Raw genomic sequence first — 17,986 nt, 5'->3', positions numbered from 1 at the left:
TCTGCGAAAAAAATCCTGATTTAATAATAGCAGTTGTTATATTTTTAGCCTGTCAGGTCCGGAAGCTTTTTTGCATCGTTACCTCATCTAAAATTGAAAAGTCCGGATGGTGTTCACACTGATGCGGGTTTTATGGCAAAAATATCACAGTTAAGTTGATCTATTATCTGTTCACTGGTGTGGCCCTTTAGTTGGCTGAGTAAACCATGGTGCTCCCCGGAGCCGAGAATGACGACATTGGCTCTGTACCTCTTGGCCATATCGGGAATGATATGGTCCGCGAGCCCCTCTTCCAGATGGAGGTGACTGTCTTCAAGGTGATATGGTTTGGCCGAGTCAACGAGACTCATCCAATGGCGGGATTCTTCGTTTAAGGGTTGCTGTTCCTCCTTAGGCTGGGTCACTGCCATACTGAGGTTTTGTTCCTGAAAGCAGTTAAGTAGATGAATATCGTTGTTGAGGAGTCTGGCTAAATGCTCAGTCTCCTCGAGTAGTTTCCGGTTGAAGTCGGTGTGTTTTCGGCTCGAGTCATCAGTCTCTATTGCTGTTAGGATGTGGCCCTCCTTCTCCCAATCATGAGCACCGACTAACATCACTGCAACGTCGCTCTCCCTCAGGAGCCGCCATTCGTCGGCAAAGGAAAATTTGTGAAAGAGAGGGTTGTGGTGTTTATAGTTGAGAATAACGAGATCGTAGTTATCCTGTTCAAGCTCACCCAATATGGCTCGGGAGAGCCTGTTGTTGAGACGCGTCTTGATTGCCACCTCCACTCCCTGCTTTCTGTATTGCGCTAAAAGATCTTCATAAATGATAAAGGGGTTAGCGTCTGAGTTTGGCTGTGTCAGTCTGGTAAGCAGTGAGCCTTTGGGGGTGACCTCCAGTAGGGTGAGCTTTGCTTGAGCCCTTGCGGATAAGATCAGGGCCTTATTCAGTGCATAGCGGGAAGATGGACGAGTATCGACGACGGCTAATATATGTTTGTATCCAATCATAGATACATCCTATTAATTGAAGAGCCCTTGGTAAACTGTAGCCGAAGCATCATCAGAATGGGGGAGGGAAATAAGAATGATTTTGACTAATATTCCATCTTTATAGTGCCTAATCATCTAGGTATTTTAAGTTTTTAATTATAAAGTTTTTTATGTATTGCCGTGGTGTTTCAACCTGGCCACCGGATACCTGAGTCATGCCTTAACGGTGAGGCCTGGTCTCTTGATTTAACGATTAGGCTTTGGCGCTGATAAACTCGATGGCTGCAGCATCGAGGGAACGCTTTGAGATGTATGTGACACCATTTCCATGTCGGATTAGAAAGCCCTTGTTAGTTATGGTTAATTTAGTGACCTCACTCCACAAAATGCTGCTGTCAACATGGAGTGACTTGCTGTTTACCCCTTTCTCATCGATAGTGAGCTGTACTTCATTATTGGCGGCCTTGCTCATCATCTGTCGCCATAGCCACCAGGTTTTCTTGAATTTAACACTCAGTGCTTCTAAAGCCCCCAGTGCGACAATAAAGAGCGAGGCATAGGCGTTCGCGCCCGTCAGTAATAGTGCCGTTCCCACCAGAAAAAAGCCGATAGCCTTATAGTATGCCTTGGGAGATGGGTCGGTTGTTACCGATTCATCGAAGCATTCGCTGAAATGAGTTTTATCGAGAATGTAATGACTGGTATAGCTAAAAGGGGAGTTCATTGGCATCTGTATGGTTAAGTTTGACCTTAGTTTAACCTTATCCAATAGCAATTCAAATCCTGTATTAGTAACTAAGGTGCATCTAAACTCTATTGATGAGAGTCAATCGATGAAGGCTAAGTGATGTCATTTGTTCCCAAGGGCTATGTTAATTATCATTCAACCTGTGTCTTTACCACAAAGAGTATGCCTAAGGTACTGCTTGAACCTCACTATACAAGAGTGGGAGTCTATGGCCTGCTGCATGTTATCTGTGGAGAGTTAAGGTTTTATGGTTACGCTGATAAATCGGCCAAGCCGGAAAAGGTAGTATTGGTAAAGGCGAATGAAACGGCAATATCTCACCCGCAGTATTGGCATAGGTTTGAGCCGTTAACAGATGATACTCAGTTTGAGATCCACTTCTTTGCTCACGAGGGCTCACCTTTGCTCGGTGAAGTGGGTTTAAAGAAAACTTGATAGCCAAAATACCGAGCCGGATTTTGTGAATATCGAACCGGAACCTGATACCGACAATATTAGCTTGCGATCTTCAGGGGACCTTTCGCTTATTAAACCTGCGGTTAACAAATATTAACATGACATTTACACCTCAAATCGTTACAGTGGTACCGTGTCTCTTTCGAGATAAATTCAGCTTAGTTGAATGAGATGGTGGATGGGGAGAGGGGATGTTGTTAGGAAGCATAGCCGAACTTTTTTTCTGGTTTTTCTGGGAGTTTCTGCTCTCATTTCTCCTGTATACCACCGGAGCTGTGGTCTTAGGGGTTATCTCTTTCGGACGCATACAAAAACCACTCTATCTCCCTGGTGTCTTCAATAGTGAAAAGCGGTTGGCGAAGAATGACTTCTTTTCTGTATATATCACCGGCTTTTTTTTCTATTTAATCTTACTTACCCTGATTATCTGGATGGGGTAATCAAGCTGGAATTTCTAGTGTATGCTGATGTTAATTTTTTTCTCTATTTTCGGCTTAGCTCCAGCTTAAGGGCTATTCTTTCCTGAAAAAGGTTGAGTCGATCAGGCTCAATCCTCTACTCCATACTGCCTTGTTAATCGTAACGATTTCGCTCCGATGGGATATCGCTTAAATACTCCACAAACTCTACCTCATAGCCGTTTGGGTCTATGTAATAAACATTTTTTCTGAAATCATCTTCTGCTCCCTCTTTGTCAACCGGGTATCCGGCAGACATAAGTCGCTCGATGACTGCATCCAGGTTGTTCGTAACAAATGCAAAGTGAGCTAACCCGACCTGGTGGCCTTTCAGATCGCGGTTTTCGCCAACACCGTCATTGTTAAAGGTTAAGTATTGATAGTCGTCACCGAAATGAACCCAATCTCTGGGCTTTCCATGCCAGCTCCCCTCACCACCGCCGCGAACCTTCCAGTGTGGGAATGCTGCGCGATAAAAGTTCAGTGCCTCAGGGATATCCCTGACGACTAAGTTTAAGTGTTCTAGGTGTATCATGACTTGCTCCTCGTAGTGTGTCGTTAGGTTCAGTAATTGTGTTTTTTGCCCCTTAACTGTTTACTCGCCACGGAGGGAATAAACGGTTTTTTCCGGCCCAATAAAGAACAATTTTATTTCCTGATGGATCTTGTAGTTTGGCCTCGCGCCAGAGATATTTCTGATCGGTCGGCAACTGGTCGAATAGGAAGCCACGTTCGAGTAATAGTTGCACCAGTTCATCGAGCCGTTCATGTTCAAAGTATATAGTGCTGCTATTGCGCTCGCTTTTTTCCTGTAAGGAGAGTGAAAAACTGGCGTTGCCATCCGGGCAGTGAAACCTCGCATAGTGGGGAGTATCGACAATTAACTCGAAGCCCATTTTGCGATAAAAGTTGATTGCAGTTTTCATCTCATATACCGGAAAAGTGATTTGATTCAACCTCATTGCAAAGACCTCTCTATGTTGAAACTACATGCCGTAGCAATATTCCTGTTGCTTGGGGTAGGGAGTTGAGTCATGCCTCTTGCGGATCCCTTTCAAGGCACCACTGTACTGATGCAGCATATGTAAGCTGTAATCGATGCGGTCCCTTAAATCAATTTCACGTCCATACTCAATACTCTGTTCACACTCGGGAGTGTTATTGTTGACACCGGGGGGAGTATTGAGAACTTGTGTGACGTTTCGAATTATCAGGTGGTCAGGAAGTGCAACCAACTTATTATTTTTAAGTGCGTTCATTCTGAGTTCGGCGATGGGGTAAGCACCACTTATACCACTGACAACCGATACCAACAGGGCTGGCTTGTGGGCGGTATCCTGATTATCACACATCAACAGGAAGTTTTTCAGCAGCGGAGAAGCCATGCCTCCCCACTCCGGAGTGATTAAGATCAATGCATCTGCCCGACGAACCTTGTGACTGATCATGGTCCAGGGATTTCCCTCTGCGGCTTTAGTCTGTGGTTCACCATCCCAAAGCGGCAGGTCGAAACGGCACAGCTCTATATGACTGACCTCTGAATAACCTGTCGCTGCTACAGCCAAATATTTAGCGACTTTCGCACTCTGCGACTGAGCTCTCTGACTGCCACTGACAATAAGTAACTTCATTTAAATAAACCTTTTTGTTTACTAATTGTTTTATAATGTAGATGCTTTACTAAACATTGTAAAGATCATGCCGGATAAAAAGTAAATAAAAAAGTTTACTTAATTCCTGTGTAGGTAATAATAGCCGGGAGGTAAAGAGGAACATGTTATGAAAACCAGTGATAAGATCATTCAGCTGCTTAAGACTCAAGGTCCGCTCACCGCTAAGGTTCTCGCGAGTGAGCTCTCTCTTACGACTATGGGCGTTCGTCAACATATGCAAGCGTTGGAGGAGGAGGGGGATATCTGCTTTGAAGATAAAAAAGCCCCCAGAGGTCGTCCAACCCGATATTGGTCACTGACACCGAAAAGTAACAGTCATTTCAGCGATCGCCACGACGAACTCTCACTGCAACTGATCGATTCTGTTATTACGGTATTTGGGGAGAGTGGACTGGATAAGCTTATATCACACAGGGAGCAGAGCTCTCTTGAACTGTACCGGCAAAGGTTGACTACGGAGGAGACACTCAGTGCAAAACTTCATGCTTTGGCTGAGCTGAGATCGAGTGAGGGCTATATGGCGACGGTTAATGAGCTGGGGGGGGAGTTTTTACTGCTGGAAAATCATTGTCCTATCTGTGCCGCTGCGAGTAAGTGCCTCAACTTTTGTCGGTCTGAGTTAACTCTGTTTCAAACCTTGTTAAAGGGGGCTGAAGTCAGCCGTGAAGAGCACATTATCGAGGGCGCACGTCGCTGTGCTTACAGAGTCACACCCATTAACGAGTGGTAAATTATCAGATGGAATCGAAGCGCGCCAGGTTAGATCGGTTTATCAGCGTCAAGACAGGTATCAATCGAAAACATGTACGGCTTATGTTGGCTAAAGGCCGTGTTAAGGTCGATGGAGAGCTCGCCCGGGATATTGACCAAATCGTGGATGAGTTCTCTCATGTCTGTCTGGACAATAGAGTACTACAAGCCAATGAACCAACTTATCTCATGTTGCATAAGCCCATTGGTGTGGTGAGTGCTACGATTGATGAGAATCATAAGACGGTGATAGACCTGATAGACAGAGAGGATAAGGAGAGCCTGCATATCGTGGGTCGGTTGGATCTCAATACTTCAGGACTCTTGCTGCTCACAAACGATGGGCGTTGGTCGAAGCGGTTAATGGATCCCGAACATAAGGTTGGTAAACTTTATCGCGTCCAATTAAAGAACCCCCTGACAGAGGAGTATATCTCCGCATTTGCTAAAGGGATGTATTTTGAGTTTGAAGATATCACTACCCTGCCGGCAGAGCTTGAGATTGTAGATAATCATACGGCATTAGTGACGCTCTATGAGGGACGTTACCACCAGATCAAGCGGATGTTCGGTCGTTTTCGTAATCCGGTCATAGGCCTGCATCGAATTTCGGTGGGTAACATAGTGCTCGATAACAGCTTGAAACCGGGAGAGAGTCGGGCGCTCACCGGAGAGGAGATATCCCTGTAGTTCCTAATGAAGTCAAAGAGATGATTTAAGGTTCAATTAATCCAGATCATTCATTTAACAATTCTAATGTGCTATACCTATCACCACGAATTAATAATCTCAATACAAGATGACAAATCATACAATCAAGAAGATCAGTGAACTCGATGTATTTTGTTTACAGGTATTTAAAATTATTTTTCAAACCGGTCATGCGAATGCCGCTGCAAAAGAGCTGAATGTTTCGGCGCCTAAGATCAGTCGCTGCCTGACCATGTTACGGACGACCTTCGATGATGAGCTATTCTATCGCCGTCAGTTAGGCTTAAAACCAACCCCGTTGGCCGAGCATCTATATGAGCCCATCTGTCAGTTTTGCGACTCGGTGGCCAAGATTGAGCAGGTAGCGTTTGAAGTTAATCAGTTTGATTCAACTCCCATTCTTAATATCGCCGTGACGCCGGGCATCATGGCGAGTCTCTCCTTGGTGTTATGCAACAATGATTCACTGAAATGCATAGGAAAGATTAGGCTCCATCCCTGGAGAGACGATTCTGCCGAGTTGATTCACAGCGGCGGGTTAGACCTGGGAGTGGCCTTCGATACCTCTCACCACCTGGATCTGAATTTTGAGCACTTAGGTACCTTAAACTCGGTTTACCTGGCGGGAAATACGAGACATCCCATCTGGGAGGCCCTTCCAAACCTGAGTTTAGATGAGATCTGCAAGCACCCTTTTCTCTATCTGGAGGGGAAGGGGTTCAATGACAAGATAGATCCATTGGAGGTCTACTGCCGCCAGACGGGGATACCTCTCAATAGTGTCGAAAAGGTTAAGGGCAAGGAGCAGTGGTACAGCAATTTATTGACCATGGGGAGTCTGGCGTTTGCTCCGGCGGTAGAGGCTGAAATTATCAACAATATGCCCGGGATCCGCATAGAGGAGTTACCCGAAGCCGAGGTAAAGAAACTTCATGGGGATATGATGTCTCCTCAATACTATTTAATAGAGAAACCGGCCTCCCATCGGCGGTATACCGATGACAACCGAGAAATGATAATCAGTATTATTAAGGGGTTACTGACATTTTCATAACGAGCAAACTCAATTCCAGTTATCGAAATTACTCTTTTCAGATATTGAAATTTCGATAACTGAATCTTCAAATGCTGCTCACAGCTTGATCACTTAGTTGCAACATTTTCTTCGGGTTCTTTTATATTTTATCTACTGCAATAGCAGGCATTAAATATATGGGGACAGATGATGAAAAAATACAATAGATCCTTACTGGCCATGGCACTGATTGGTGTCATTGGCCTGACTGCGTGTGATGGTGATGATGGTAAAGATGGTGCACCGGGAGAGCCGGGCGCGCCTGGGACTCCGGGGACTCCTGGACTTCCTGCAGGTTCGTTTACTAATACCGTAGAGTCGGCGGCAGATTATGTCCTGACTTTAGCGCCAGCCGATATCGTAGTCGTTGGAAGTGAAGATTTCGCTCTTAAGTTCGCAGTAACCGGAAAAAACAGTAAAGGTGAAGCTGTACCTTTCGTTGGTTTAGATAAGGTTGCGCTTTATGTGACTAATCAAACCGTTAATACTACAGATACTGGCGCGCCCATGTTGTGGGCCAACAATACCCTTACCAATGAATTCGGCTCTAGCATGTACTGCACGCCTACCGGTAAGGCCACGGCTCGCGGTGGCGCCGAGGTCGATGCCTGTACCTTGGTCGAAGACCCTGAAAATCCAGGCACCTATACCGGTACCTGGACACATGATGGTAATGCCCCTGTCGTGTTGGCCGGTGGCGATCCAAATACTCTCTATCGTGTCATGATCCGCTCCTATAATGTGGTCAATAGTCAAGGAGAGGGGATCTCAGATAAGTTACTCTCTACGCCTCTGGACTTTAACCCATCAACCGGAGAGTTGGCGGTTTCGGCAAAAGATATTGTTTCCAATGCGGCCTGTATCAAGTGTCACACACAGATGGAAGGCTACGGTGAAGGTGATATACGCATCGCCAATATCGGTGCTCACCACAACTATCAAAAAGTTGAAAACTGTATCACATGTCATAACCCCGCCTACGCTGGTGGACAAGACGATCCGGAAAAGGGCTTTAACGCTAACTTCAATGCCATGATCCACACCATCCACAAGGGACATCACTTTGGTGACGAACTTGTCGGTGAGGCGAAAGAGGAGTTTGGTGAAATTGGGTTCCCAAGTGAAATAAACGAGTGTACTACCTGTCATGATGGTGCATCGGGTTGGAATGATAATGTCTACGCCGAAGCCTGTCAGGGATGTCATATGGAGGTTGACTTCACAACCGGTGAAAACCACCGCGGAATTGTTCCTGGTAGCGATGCAGCCTGTTCCGGCTGTCACGGTGCCGGTAGCTTGAGCCCGATACAGGCTCATAAAGTTGGCATTCGTGCGATGGCAACAGACTCGATTGAGATTGCCGTTAGCTCTGTCTCTTACACTGAAAATGTGTCACCGATTGAAGATGAGATCGTAGTGACCTTCGATGTGACCGTCGATGGCGCTCCAGTTGCCGATGGCTTCGAGTTCACCGAGTTCACAAAATATGACCAGATGAAGACCGGTTGGGTCGATACCGATGGTACTTACTATGGTAGCGCATCTGTCAATTTGAATGGTACTGCGGCTGTTGGCGGTAAGCTGGTTGTGACTCAAAGCGCCGAATACAACCTGGGTGGTAAGAGTATTGCCATTACACCACGTTTCTCTGTATGTACCGACTCTAAAGGCATGATGATTGCCTGCTTAGATGGTAGCGGTGAAGCTCAGTATGATATCGGCTATGTCGCCGTTACTATGGCACCAGCTTATTGGAACCTCGCTAATGCCGATGGCAGTGGGGCAACCATTGCCCGTCAAAGCGATCCACTTCGCATAACCGCAGATGAAGCTAAGTGTAATACCTGTCATACATCACTCGGTATCGCTAAGCACTACGGAAACGAGCGTTTCGACCAATGTGTAGGTTGTCATAACAATACATGGGGTGGCTCATTCCATGTCGGTGTCGAGTACAAGAGTGATGAGGTTGACGCAGAGGGTAATCCTATCTTCAAGCCGATTGAAGGTTTGACTTATCATACCCGTGATCTGTTCGCTGTTGCGCACCGTTTCCATACGGGTCTTTGGGATGACAACAGAGGCTTCCCTGCGATACACCTCAATTCTGATATGGAGACACAAGGTTTCCCTGCCGTTGCGACACAATGTAGTGCATGTCACAAAGATGGCGTTAACCTGTTTGCTGCCGATGGTGGGTTGACTTCCGGTAAGCGTGCTATCGCAGTCGATAGCGGAGCCACCATGTTTATCTCACCAGTGGCTGAAGCTTGCCGAACCTGTCATGCTCACTCAGGACCAGCGGCACTGGCTCACTTCAAGAGTAATGGTGCTGTTGTTGAAGGTGAAGCGGTTGCAACCTCTGATCTGCCTGTCGAGTCTTGCGCAACCTGTCACGCAGAAGGTAAAGATTTCGGTATCGATAAGATGCATATGGGAGGCGGGCACTAAATAGCAGTCACCCACTGTGGGCGCATCCCTGCGGCCCACAGCTTTTTGCAAACAGCTTTTTGCAAATAGTATTTTGTTAACATTTCTTTGTTAATTCTGGGGCCTTTGGGCCCCATTTTTTATCGATTTGATACCGCCTTGTAACTGAGTTGGGGGTTACTTGATGGGGCTAACAACATCATTTCCTTCATGTATTTCCGGTTGAGACCTACAGAATCTGGACTAAAGTCTGTGAGTTTTAATCAGCAGAGCTCCTATTTGATGCTTTTGAGAACGCGGTCAAAATAAATATGGTATTTGTGAGCTTGGTTGTTAAACCGCGCCGTTTAGATCGTTTAGGGAGTTTGCATGTTATATCGAACGCCTTGTTGCTGAGTACTGGGTCACACTTACCTGAGTTGTGTGATGTGGGACCGCCCTTTGTAGTGGCTATAATTCAGACTCTCAGCTTATCACTGTTTAAGCTTATGAAAGTAATCGACTTTTAATTATCTGCCATTTACCTCTTTGCAATATCAACAAGGAGAGATAAGATGGTACGGAGGTTTTGAATAACTTTTAACTCAATGTTTTGTTTCATTTTTTCTCATCTCCGTTACTGGTTGTGCCGATTGTTGTCCGCCCGGGGCTGGTCGCTGTTTACTCGTTTGATATGTTAAATCCCATCCTCTAGAATGCGCCGCCACGATTTATGACCAAATGATTTCGACGCGCACTGCTGTGTAAGTCGTTACATAGTTTGGCATATGTTAATTAACTTTATTCTGTTGGAAATTCCTGTAGGGAAAATCGATGTCGACGAAACTAGCTAACCCAGCACCACTTGGCCTAATGGGCTTCGGTATGACTACCGTACTTTTAAACATTCATAATGCGGGCTTCTTCCCGATCGATTCTATGATCCTGGCAATGGGGATTTTCTACGGTGGCTTAAGCCAGGTGATCGTTGGTTGCATGTGCTTTAAGCGTGGTGACACATTCGGTACAACAGCTTTCACCTCATATGGATTGTTCTGGTTAACACTTGTTGGTTTACTCGTACTGCCTAAGATGGGGCTGGCTGCCGCAAGCCCTGCCGGTTTTATGGGGTGGTATCTGACGATGTGGGGTATCTTCACCGCATTTATGTTTGTGGGTTCATTACGCTACCCACGTGCTAAGCAGCTTGTATTCGGTTCATTGACGATTCTCTTCTTCCTTCTGGCGGCCAGAGATTTTACCGGCAGCGAGTTGATCGGCACCATCGCCGGTTTCGAAGGTATCTTCTGTGGTGCCAGCGCCATCTACTTCGCCATGGCACAGGTACTCAATGCAGAGTACGGCCGTACGATATTACCTGTAGGCGAGTTAGCGGCGAAGCCGACTGAGTCGTTTCAAGCCGGGGTTCAGCTAAAAGCCGCTTAACTGACGGTGAGTTAGCTCAAGAAAATTTGAGATGAGCAATAAAAAAGCTGACAGCGATGTCAGCTTTTTTGTTTTTAACTGATGATCTATTTTTAGATAACCAAACTATTAAGCCCGCTGAAGTTTCAGTAGCCACTTGCCGTACAGGTAGATACCTATGGCGGAGATGGTGCCGATGGCGGCGATGATATACCAGGCCATACCTATATTATGAGTGTTATATAACAAGGTCGTCAGCTCCTTGGCCGGCTCACCGGTATAAGCGACCAGAGTCGTGAAGGCTTCACCCTGTGGGATGGCGCTGACCTCCGCCGCACTCATGCCACGCTCAGCCAGTAGCTCCAGAGAGAAGATCTCCTTCGAAGCGTACATCTCATAAAGCTTAGGCCCAAAGTATCCCTCTAAAGTCCAGCCGATGCCCTGTGGTAGCATTACGAAGCCGAGATACATGGCTTTCTTACCCTCAGGTGCGATGTTCCCCATAAACTCATTCTTCTTGGGGCTTATCATCATCTCACCGAAAGAGAACATGGCAATGGCCAGCACGATCATCCAGGCGGCGTTGGTCGCACCAATGATGACGAAGGCGAAGATACTTAGCAGACAGCCGCCAAGCATGGCGGTAGTGATTCGATACTTAGCCGTTAAGGCTGCGACCAGGAAGCAGGTGGTCATGATCATGCCCGCATTGAGGTTGAGCATGCCTTCGGGCATCACCTTAGTTCCCGTGTTATCCAGCCCCAGCCAAAACTGGAGGAAGCCATTCGAGGTGCCCTCGGCGCCAAACAGGGAGGTGACGATGACGCTGGTATCGACCCACTCGGCGATATGGATAGGTAAGACATCGAACAGTGAGTTAAACAGGAACCAGAAACCAGCGAACACCAGCATGTAGTAGATCACCACCGGCTTTTTCAGTTCATGCAGTGCGTCTTTCCACAGTGCCTGCTGCTGAATTTCACCCGACTTAATTTTTCTGCTTCGTTCCAGTCTCTCCTCTTTACCTGGCTCTTTATAGGCAAGTAAAAACAGGAAGTTAAGTGAAATTATTGCCGCGCAAGCGTAGAAGACGTTATCCCATGACAGCTGACGCATATGCACTGCTACCAAGGGGCCAAGGAAGCCACCGATATTGACCACCTGGTAGAAGATACCCCAAGCCATAGAGGTATTTTGCCTGCCGGTGGAGAGTACCAGCGTTCCCTGAATTCCCGGTTTAAATATCCCTGTTCCGCTTGCCAGTAATATGGCGCCGATTAGAAAGCCATAGAAGTTAGGGAAGAAGGCCATAACCAGATAGCCTGCGATCTTGATCACTGTGGAGGCAAAAATCGTCTCTTTATAACCGACCCTATCAGAGATCCCGCCGGTAAATACGGGTACGAAGGTCTGCATCAAGGCCCAGATAGCGATAATGATACCGTAGTCATTAAGGCTGATTCCTAAGCCTCCCTCTGAAACCGGGGCCTTAGCATAAAGGCCTGCACTGGCTTTGACACCGTAGTAGGCAATTCGCTCAACGAGCTCCATGCCACCGACGATCCAGAAAATATAACTTAAGCTGGCAATGGAGGCCCACATACCCAGCTGTTTGACTTCACGCAGGTCATTGCCTTCGTAAGCATCTTTTGAGTCGCTCATACCCTTCCTTTAAATTTTATAATTATTTTAATTGTTCGTGGTAATTGCGATGATTGAGATTACCGGAACGTTAATGATTGCTGCCGACACTTTACCTAATTTGATGAAAAACACCAAAGTGAATATAGATATTTAAACAAACTTCATGTTTCAGGACTTTTATCATCTTGGCTGGCCAGCGCTGTTCAGGCTCTGGAATATTGGGGGCTAGGAGTCACACATACCCGTTCAAATTGGAACATCTCCGTTTCCTATGTCAAATTAAAAAATTATCAGGGTGACTTTTAACTTATTGTATTTTCAATGCTCCTGTCTTTATTGTTGCTGTTTTATGACTTTGGTGATTAAGTCTTCATCATCATGATTCTGATGCATGTTTACCCTGCTTGTGAGATAACTGTCGAAACGGAATCAATCTGTGAGCAGGTGTCTCGCTGAATAATGATATGGAGAGGTGAAATAGTGGAAGAGAGTAAGGTTGAGATTCGTCTAATTGCCGAGAGTGATTTGGCGAAGTTTTTTTCCTACCTGAGAGAGCAGTTAGCGGAGAACGGGCGGGGAGATAATCCGCTTTTCCAGCCTCTGTCGCCGGAGTCCGATGGGTTAACAGAAGAGATGGAGCTAGGCTTCTCATCTGGAGTCGCCAAAGTCTTTCCACAATCCGGTTGGCGACGAGTCTGGGGAGCGTTTGATAATGCAGGCTCAATTATTGGTCATATCGATCTTCGTGGTCATGGCGAAAAATATACACAGCACAGAGCCCTGCTTGGCATGGGAGTACATAGCGACGCCAGGCGCATGGGGCTGGGAAGAAAGTTAATTCACACTGTTCGTCAATGGGCAAAAGATGAAGCCGGAATCGAATGGATCGATCTCTGGGTGCTATCCGAAAATCTACCGGCTATCGCACTGTATCAGGCAAGCGGATTTATAAAAAATGGTGAAGTTGAAGATATGTTCAGGATCGATGGCAGCTCCTATGCCTTTACCCGTATGAGTCTTAATCTGTGCTCTCTTGCTCCCTGAAATGGCCCACGGTGAATATCTCGACCCGCATATCCCCGGACCAATAATCGGCGCTCCAGCCTCCCTTACACTTCAACTCCCGGATAAACTCTCGAGGCTGTGGCAGCTGCTCCCATACCTGAGGAAGATAGACAGAGCGGTGAAAGGGGTCGCTCAGCACCACTCCGTATGGATGGTCTGTCAGGTAGCGAAGCAGTTCGGCCTCATCATGGACGGTTAGTTGCGTCAGGGGAGAGAGCAGCGATATCTCAATGGTGAGCCGCTCCATCTGCGATGCAAGCAGGGGAGCGAATCGATTATCTTTGAAGGCGCTGCAAAGCGCCAGCTCCGGAATGCTTTTTGCCAGAGGACGGCGGCCTTCGATATCACCCATGCAGCCGCTGAGATCGCCATCGAGAAACAGGGTGACGAAGCAACCGGCCCGGCGGGAGAGCAGGGGATCGCCGGCCGGTGTCTCGACATCGGTCTGCTGTGAGGCAAAATAGCGAACCAGGGTCTCTCTTGCCAGGGCTAGCAGTCGTTGTTTCTCCTCTTGTGAGAGGTTAATAGAGGGCGAAGCTGGCATAACCTACCACCTTACTCTTATCTCCGGCGCTGTCACCTGAGTTCAGGTAACACAGCTGCTCAATGGCCAACTTGTGTCTCTTCGCATACCTGTTTAGTCCATTGAGTGCATAGCAGCCACAGGCCTGATGGGGCGAGATCAGGGAGTCAAGATTCAATATCTGTTCACAGGTTTGCCTGTCTATCCGACAGGCTTCATCATAGGTGTGGTAGTGGCTTAGATCGGTACTCACCACGATTAAGGTGTTTTCCTGTTGGCTAAACAGCTCCAGGATATCGGCCACCGTTGAGGGGGAGCACTCACCCACCACGACAGGAAGCAGACTGAATTGATTCAGACAAAACTGCAGAAATGGCAGCTGTACCTCGAGGCAGTGTTCATCCAGGTGTGGCAGATCTGAGATGATAACTTTCTCCAGGGCTGTTAACTCGGCATAGTGCTCCTGGTTTACTGTGATGTTTCCCAATGGAGTTGCGAAGGTATTAGCCTCAGGGAGGGCGCAGCCCTCCAGGTAGACCCGGTGAGCCGGGCCGAGCAGGATCACCCTCTTTATCTTATGAGTATGAAGCAGCAGGGAGAAGGCGCTTCCTGCGACGAACCCCGAATAGATATAGCCCGCATGTGGAACGATAAGCGCCTTGGGTCGTGGCTTGTTGCCATAGAATGGCTCCTGGGCTGCGAAGTTGCCGTTAGATGCACAGAGAAATTGTTTGATTTCGGTCGTTAGTTCGACCGGGTCGGCAGGGTAGAAAAGATCGGCCACGGCGGGTTGGCGTATCGAGCTTAACATCTGAACCTTCTTGAAGCTTATCGAAGCTTAATAAACAAATTTAAACTAGGCTTTAAGTATAGGCGATGTAGGAGGTTTGCGGCAGTGGCCGAAAGCAATGAGATGAAAATCGATAGCAACATTGTCCCCACTAAGTATTGGCACAAACTTGAAGATGGTCGTGTTCAGTGCGACCTCTGCCCCAGAGAGTGCCAGCTGCGGGATGGCAAACGGGGGGTCTGTTTCGTGCGCCAGAACCTCGATGGCATGATTAAGCTGACCACCTATGGACGCTCCAGCGGTTTCTGTATCGATCCTATAGAGAAAAAGCCCCTGAATCACTTCTACCCCGGAAGCTCGGTACTCTCATTTGGTACCGCCGGTTGTAACCTCTGCTGTAAGTTTTGCCAAAACTGGGACATCAGTAAGTCCCGTGAATTTGATACCCTCAGCGCCAGCGCGAGTCCGGATGCTCTGGCACGCACGGCTGCGCGAATGGGGTGTAAGAGCGTAGCGTTTACCTATAATGATCCTGTGATATTTCTCGAGTATGCCGTCGATGTGGCCAAGGCCTGCCGGGAGCATCAGATCCAAACCGTCGCCGTCACAGCCGGTTATATCAATCCTGAGCCCAGGGTCGAATTTTTCAGGTATATGGATGCCGCCAATATCGATCTTAAGGGGTTTACAGAGCGTTTCTACCAAAAGATCTGTAGCGGACACCTCAGTGATGTACTCGATACCCTGCTCTATGTTCGCCATGAGACCCAGCTCTGGTTCGAAATCACTACCTTGTTGATCCCCGGGGAAAACGACTCCTCAACCGAGTTGGAGCAGCAGTGCCGGTGGATCTATGACAACCTGGGGCCGGATGTGCCGCTGCACTTCAGTGCCTTTCACCCTGACTTTCATATGTTGGATAAACCTAAAACGCCGGCCTCTACCCTTGAAAGAGCCAGAGATATCGCACTGCAACAGGGGCTCAATTATGTCTATACCGGCAATGTATTCGACGTTGCAGGTGGCAGTACTTACTGCCCGGAGTGCAAGAGGCAGGTGATAAACAGGGATTGGTATGAGTTGGGTGACTATCACCTTGATTCAGAGGGAAAGTGTTACTATTGCGGGGCTCAAATTCCCGGTCGCTTCTGCGACGGCCCCGGTCATTTTGGTCGTAACAGGATCCCGATCTCAATAGCTTAAAACCCTTCTATTCAGAGCTTGTTATTTGTATGTTTCATACTTGTGATGGGGATCAATTATTTATACTCCCACCTCATTAAAAGCTACCTAATAGTGAGTATTCCTCTATGCTGGTAACTATATCCGTACTGCTAAGACCAGTGCATAAAACTAAAGCAAAAACTAATGCCCTTAACTATTCCGTTTGGGATAGTTAAGGAGATAATGGGAGTCATTATGTCTGCGGTAGATCACCTCACAGGGAATGTTCGTGTTCAACACTCCAATAATCAAACTGCCGGATTTATGGATAAGATAAAATCGGTCAGATTCCAGCAAAAATTAATCGCATTTCTCACTATCATCTCATTTCTGTTTCTTGGTTACCAAGGGGTGACGGCCATGCAGGAGACAGGCTCCTCGATAGAGAGCCTCTATCATCAGGAGATGCAGCAGAGTATTCGGGCGACTAAGGTTCTCGAGGAGCTTGGTAGTGCCCGTAGCGGGTTACTGCTGGCTTTTCAGCATGACCCTTCGAATCCGTTTTCCGAGATGCATAACCACGAAGTCGATAAGCATATCAAAGATACCGAGTCCTCTATCCGTAGTCTTCACCAGATCATCGATGATAAGATCCTTAAATCGCCACTTGAAGGAGATGAACTGGCCAAGATTAAGCAACTGCAACAACTGCTGGACAGAGTTACAGAAACCGGATTCAATCCGGCCCTGGGTGCACTGAGACAGGGTGATTATCTGGGATCCAACAAAATACTGCTGACTCAGATTAACCCGCTGTTTAAAGAGATCACAGCCGAAACAGAGGCCTTTCTGAAGTTAGAGCTGGACAAAGGTCAGGTGAAGTTTGATGAGTCTCAATCGCGTGTCTCTACCTTTATCCCTATGGTTATCCTCTTCTCTACCTTCAGTATCTTAGTTATCTCCATCTCTTCGACCCTGCTGATCCGCAGGGTGAGTAAGGCGGTTACCGGGCTGGAAAATACCGCCGTCGATATCGCAAATGGCGATCTGACCAAGCGTATCGATCTGGGGGGAGACGATGAGTTCTCCCATATTGCAGATTACGTCAATCAGATCACCTCCAGGTTCCAACATGCGGTGCAAAACACCCACGACTCGACATCCCGCTTGGCGAGCTCGGCCGAAGAAAACTCTGTGGTTTCGACTCAGACTCAACGTAACGTCGTCGATCAACAGCAGCAGACCCAGCTGATCGCAACCGCAATACATCAGTTTACGGCGACGGTGCGTGAGGTGGCGCAGAGCGCGGCTGCCGCGGCGACGACCTCCGAAGAGGCCAATGGCGCCGCCAGTAATGGTCAGAGTGTCGTCGATGAGAGCATTGCGGTCATAGAAACCCTCTCTAAAGAGATGGACAGCGCGACCGAGGCGATGAAGCTGTTGTCACAACATTCGGATGAAATCGGCTCCGTGGTCGACGTGATTCAGGGGATCTCAGAGCAGACTAACCTGCTGGCGCTCAATGCCGCCATCGAGGCCGCACGCGCCGGTGAGCAGGGACGAGGTTTTGCCGTGGTGGCCGATGAGGTGCGTAACTTAGCCAAACGGACACAGGACTCCACCGAAGAGATCCAGAAGATGATCCAGCGGTTGCAGCAGGGAGCCCGAGACTCTATGGTGATGATGGAGCGTGGTACCGAGCAGGCTAGGTTAAGTGTCGATAAATCTCAGCAGGCCGGCGACGCGCTGCAGCAGATCATGGCCAGCATCGAGCAGATCAATGCCTTGAATGCTCAGATAGCGACAGCTTCAGAGCAGCAGAGCTCGGTTACCGAAGAGATCAATCAAAACATCATCAATATCAGCGATATTTCAGATCAGACAGCAGCGGGCGCCGAGCAGAGCAATGTCGCCACCCAGGAGCTGGCTAGCCTGGCAGAGTCGATGCAGCAGGAGATCGCCCACTACAGGGTGTAGCGTCGGTGTAAACAAGAATTAAGAATGCAGGAAGGGTTGTCGTAGTGACAGCCCTTTTTTTACGCTTGCTACGAGCTACGAGCTACGAGCTACGAGCTACGAGCTACGAGCTACGAGCTACGAGCTACGAGCTACGAGCTACGA

At 47.8% G+C, this 17,986-nt stretch carries 18 protein-coding genes; 10 read left to right on the top strand and 8 right to left on the bottom strand.

Going from position 1 to position 17,986, the window contains the following annotated elements; genetic code table 11:
• Window positions 1–113: 113 nt before the first annotated feature.
• Both Q1B47_RS21055 and Q1B47_RS21050 read right to left on the bottom strand, forming a co-directional pair.
• Window positions 114–992 (bottom strand): universal stress protein, encoded by an 879-nt coding sequence (locus Q1B47_RS21055; protein WP_299798498.1) that lies wholly within the window; start codon window positions 990–992, stop codon window positions 114–116.
• A gap of 235 nt (window positions 993–1,227) precedes the next feature.
• Complete coding sequence (locus tag Q1B47_RS21050) at window positions 1,228–1,698, bottom strand: YcxB family protein (protein ID WP_299798548.1); 471 nt, start codon at window positions 1,696–1,698, stop codon at window positions 1,228–1,230.
• A gap of 123 nt (window positions 1,699–1,821) precedes the next feature.
• On the opposite strand from Q1B47_RS21050, the gene Q1B47_RS21045 reads away from it, so the two are divergent.
• Together Q1B47_RS21045 and Q1B47_RS21040 are read left to right on the top strand one after the other, a co-directional pair.
• On the top strand, window positions 1,822–2,157 hold the full coding sequence (locus Q1B47_RS21045; RefSeq protein ID WP_299798495.1) for a DUF1971 domain-containing protein: 336 nt from the start codon (window positions 1,822–1,824) through the stop codon (window positions 2,155–2,157).
• Between the two features lie 212 nt (window positions 2,158–2,369).
• Window positions 2,370–2,618, top strand: coding sequence for a hypothetical protein (locus Q1B47_RS21040; RefSeq protein WP_299798492.1), 249 nt, complete (start codon window positions 2,370–2,372; stop codon window positions 2,616–2,618).
• A 133-nt stretch (window positions 2,619–2,751) separates the two neighbouring features.
• Here the strand turns inward: Q1B47_RS21040 and Q1B47_RS21035 are convergent, their stop codons facing one another.
• The 3 genes from Q1B47_RS21035 to Q1B47_RS21025 are packed head-to-tail and all read right to left on the bottom strand — an operon-like array spanning window position 2,752 to window position 4,267.
• Complete coding sequence (locus tag Q1B47_RS21035) at window positions 2,752–3,171, bottom strand: VOC family protein (protein WP_299798489.1); 420 nt, start codon at window positions 3,169–3,171, stop codon at window positions 2,752–2,754.
• Between the two features lie 52 nt (window positions 3,172–3,223).
• A complete protein-coding gene (locus Q1B47_RS21030; RefSeq protein WP_299798486.1) occupies window positions 3,224–3,598 on the bottom strand; it encodes a VOC family protein in 375 nt (124 codons plus the stop codon).
• 24 nt (window positions 3,599–3,622) lie between these two features.
• On the bottom strand, window positions 3,623–4,267 hold the full coding sequence (locus Q1B47_RS21025; RefSeq protein ID WP_299798483.1) for an NAD(P)H-dependent oxidoreductase: 645 nt from the start codon (window positions 4,265–4,267) through the stop codon (window positions 3,623–3,625).
• Between the two features lie 148 nt (window positions 4,268–4,415).
• Between Q1B47_RS21025 and Q1B47_RS21020 the strand changes: the two genes are divergently transcribed.
• The 5 genes from Q1B47_RS21020 to Q1B47_RS21000 all read left to right on the top strand — a co-directional run bounded on the left by Q1B47_RS21020 (window position 4,416) and on the right by Q1B47_RS21000 (window position 10,700).
• The gene (locus Q1B47_RS21020) at window positions 4,416–5,039 is read left to right on the top strand and encodes a metalloregulator ArsR/SmtB family transcription factor (RefSeq protein WP_299798480.1); all 624 of its coding nucleotides are present in this window, start codon (window positions 4,416–4,418) and stop codon (window positions 5,037–5,039) included.
• An 8-nt stretch (window positions 5,040–5,047) separates the two neighbouring features.
• Window positions 5,048–5,749: a pseudouridine synthase gene (locus Q1B47_RS21015; protein WP_299798477.1), complete on the top strand. Its 702-nt coding sequence runs from the start codon at window positions 5,048–5,050 to the stop codon at window positions 5,747–5,749.
• A gap of 109 nt (window positions 5,750–5,858) precedes the next feature.
• Window positions 5,859–6,824: a LysR family transcriptional regulator gene (locus Q1B47_RS21010; RefSeq protein ID WP_299798474.1), complete on the top strand. Its 966-nt coding sequence runs from the start codon at window positions 5,859–5,861 to the stop codon at window positions 6,822–6,824.
• 168 nt (window positions 6,825–6,992) lie between these two features.
• A complete protein-coding gene (locus Q1B47_RS21005) occupies window positions 6,993–9,296 on the top strand; it encodes an OmcA/MtrC family decaheme c-type cytochrome (RefSeq protein WP_366873994.1) in 2,304 nt (767 codons plus the stop codon).
• A gap of 792 nt (window positions 9,297–10,088) precedes the next feature.
• On the top strand, window positions 10,089–10,700 hold the full coding sequence (locus Q1B47_RS21000) for an acetate uptake transporter (protein WP_299798471.1): 612 nt from the start codon (window positions 10,089–10,091) through the stop codon (window positions 10,698–10,700).
• Between the two features lie 108 nt (window positions 10,701–10,808).
• On the opposite strand, the gene Q1B47_RS20995 is transcribed toward Q1B47_RS21000, so the two are convergent.
• Entirely contained in the window at window positions 10,809–12,341 is a 1,533-nt protein-coding gene (locus Q1B47_RS20995) for an MFS transporter (RefSeq protein ID WP_299798468.1), read from the bottom strand.
• 462 nt (window positions 12,342–12,803) lie between these two features.
• Between Q1B47_RS20995 and Q1B47_RS20990 the strand changes: the two genes are divergently transcribed.
• Window positions 12,804–13,367, top strand: a complete 564-nt coding sequence (locus Q1B47_RS20990; RefSeq protein ID WP_299798465.1) for a GNAT family N-acetyltransferase — start codon at window positions 12,804–12,806, stop codon at window positions 13,365–13,367.
• Here the strand turns inward: Q1B47_RS20990 and amrA are convergent.
• Window positions 13,342–13,932 carry an AmmeMemoRadiSam system protein A gene (gene amrA / locus Q1B47_RS20985; RefSeq protein WP_299798463.1) on the bottom strand — a complete coding sequence of 197 codons (591 nt, stop codon included), beginning with the start codon at window positions 13,930–13,932 and terminating at the stop codon, window positions 13,342–13,344. The two genes, Q1B47_RS20990 and amrA, sit on opposite strands and share 26 nt — an antisense overlap.
• Window positions 13,910–14,722, bottom strand: coding sequence for an AmmeMemoRadiSam system protein B (gene amrB, locus Q1B47_RS20980; RefSeq protein WP_299798460.1), 813 nt, complete (start codon window positions 14,720–14,722; stop codon window positions 13,910–13,912). Before amrB ends, amrA begins: the two co-directional genes overlap by 23 nt.
• 102 nt (window positions 14,723–14,824) lie before the next feature.
• On the opposite strand from amrB, the gene amrS reads away from it, so the two are divergent.
• Window positions 14,825–15,904: an AmmeMemoRadiSam system radical SAM enzyme gene (gene amrS / locus Q1B47_RS20975; RefSeq protein ID WP_299798542.1), complete on the top strand. Its 1,080-nt coding sequence runs from the start codon at window positions 14,825–14,827 to the stop codon at window positions 15,902–15,904.
• A 216-nt stretch (window positions 15,905–16,120) separates the two neighbouring features.
• Complete coding sequence (locus tag Q1B47_RS20970; RefSeq protein WP_299798457.1) at window positions 16,121–17,842, top strand: methyl-accepting chemotaxis protein; 1,722 nt, start codon at window positions 16,121–16,123, stop codon at window positions 17,840–17,842.
• Window positions 17,843–17,986: the final 144 nt, after the last annotated feature.

Source organism: uncultured Shewanella sp., assembly GCF_947501225.1.
Lineage (GTDB): Bacteria > Pseudomonadota > Gammaproteobacteria > Enterobacterales > Shewanellaceae > Shewanella.
This window is presented reverse-complemented; position numbering and strand designations above follow the sequence as displayed.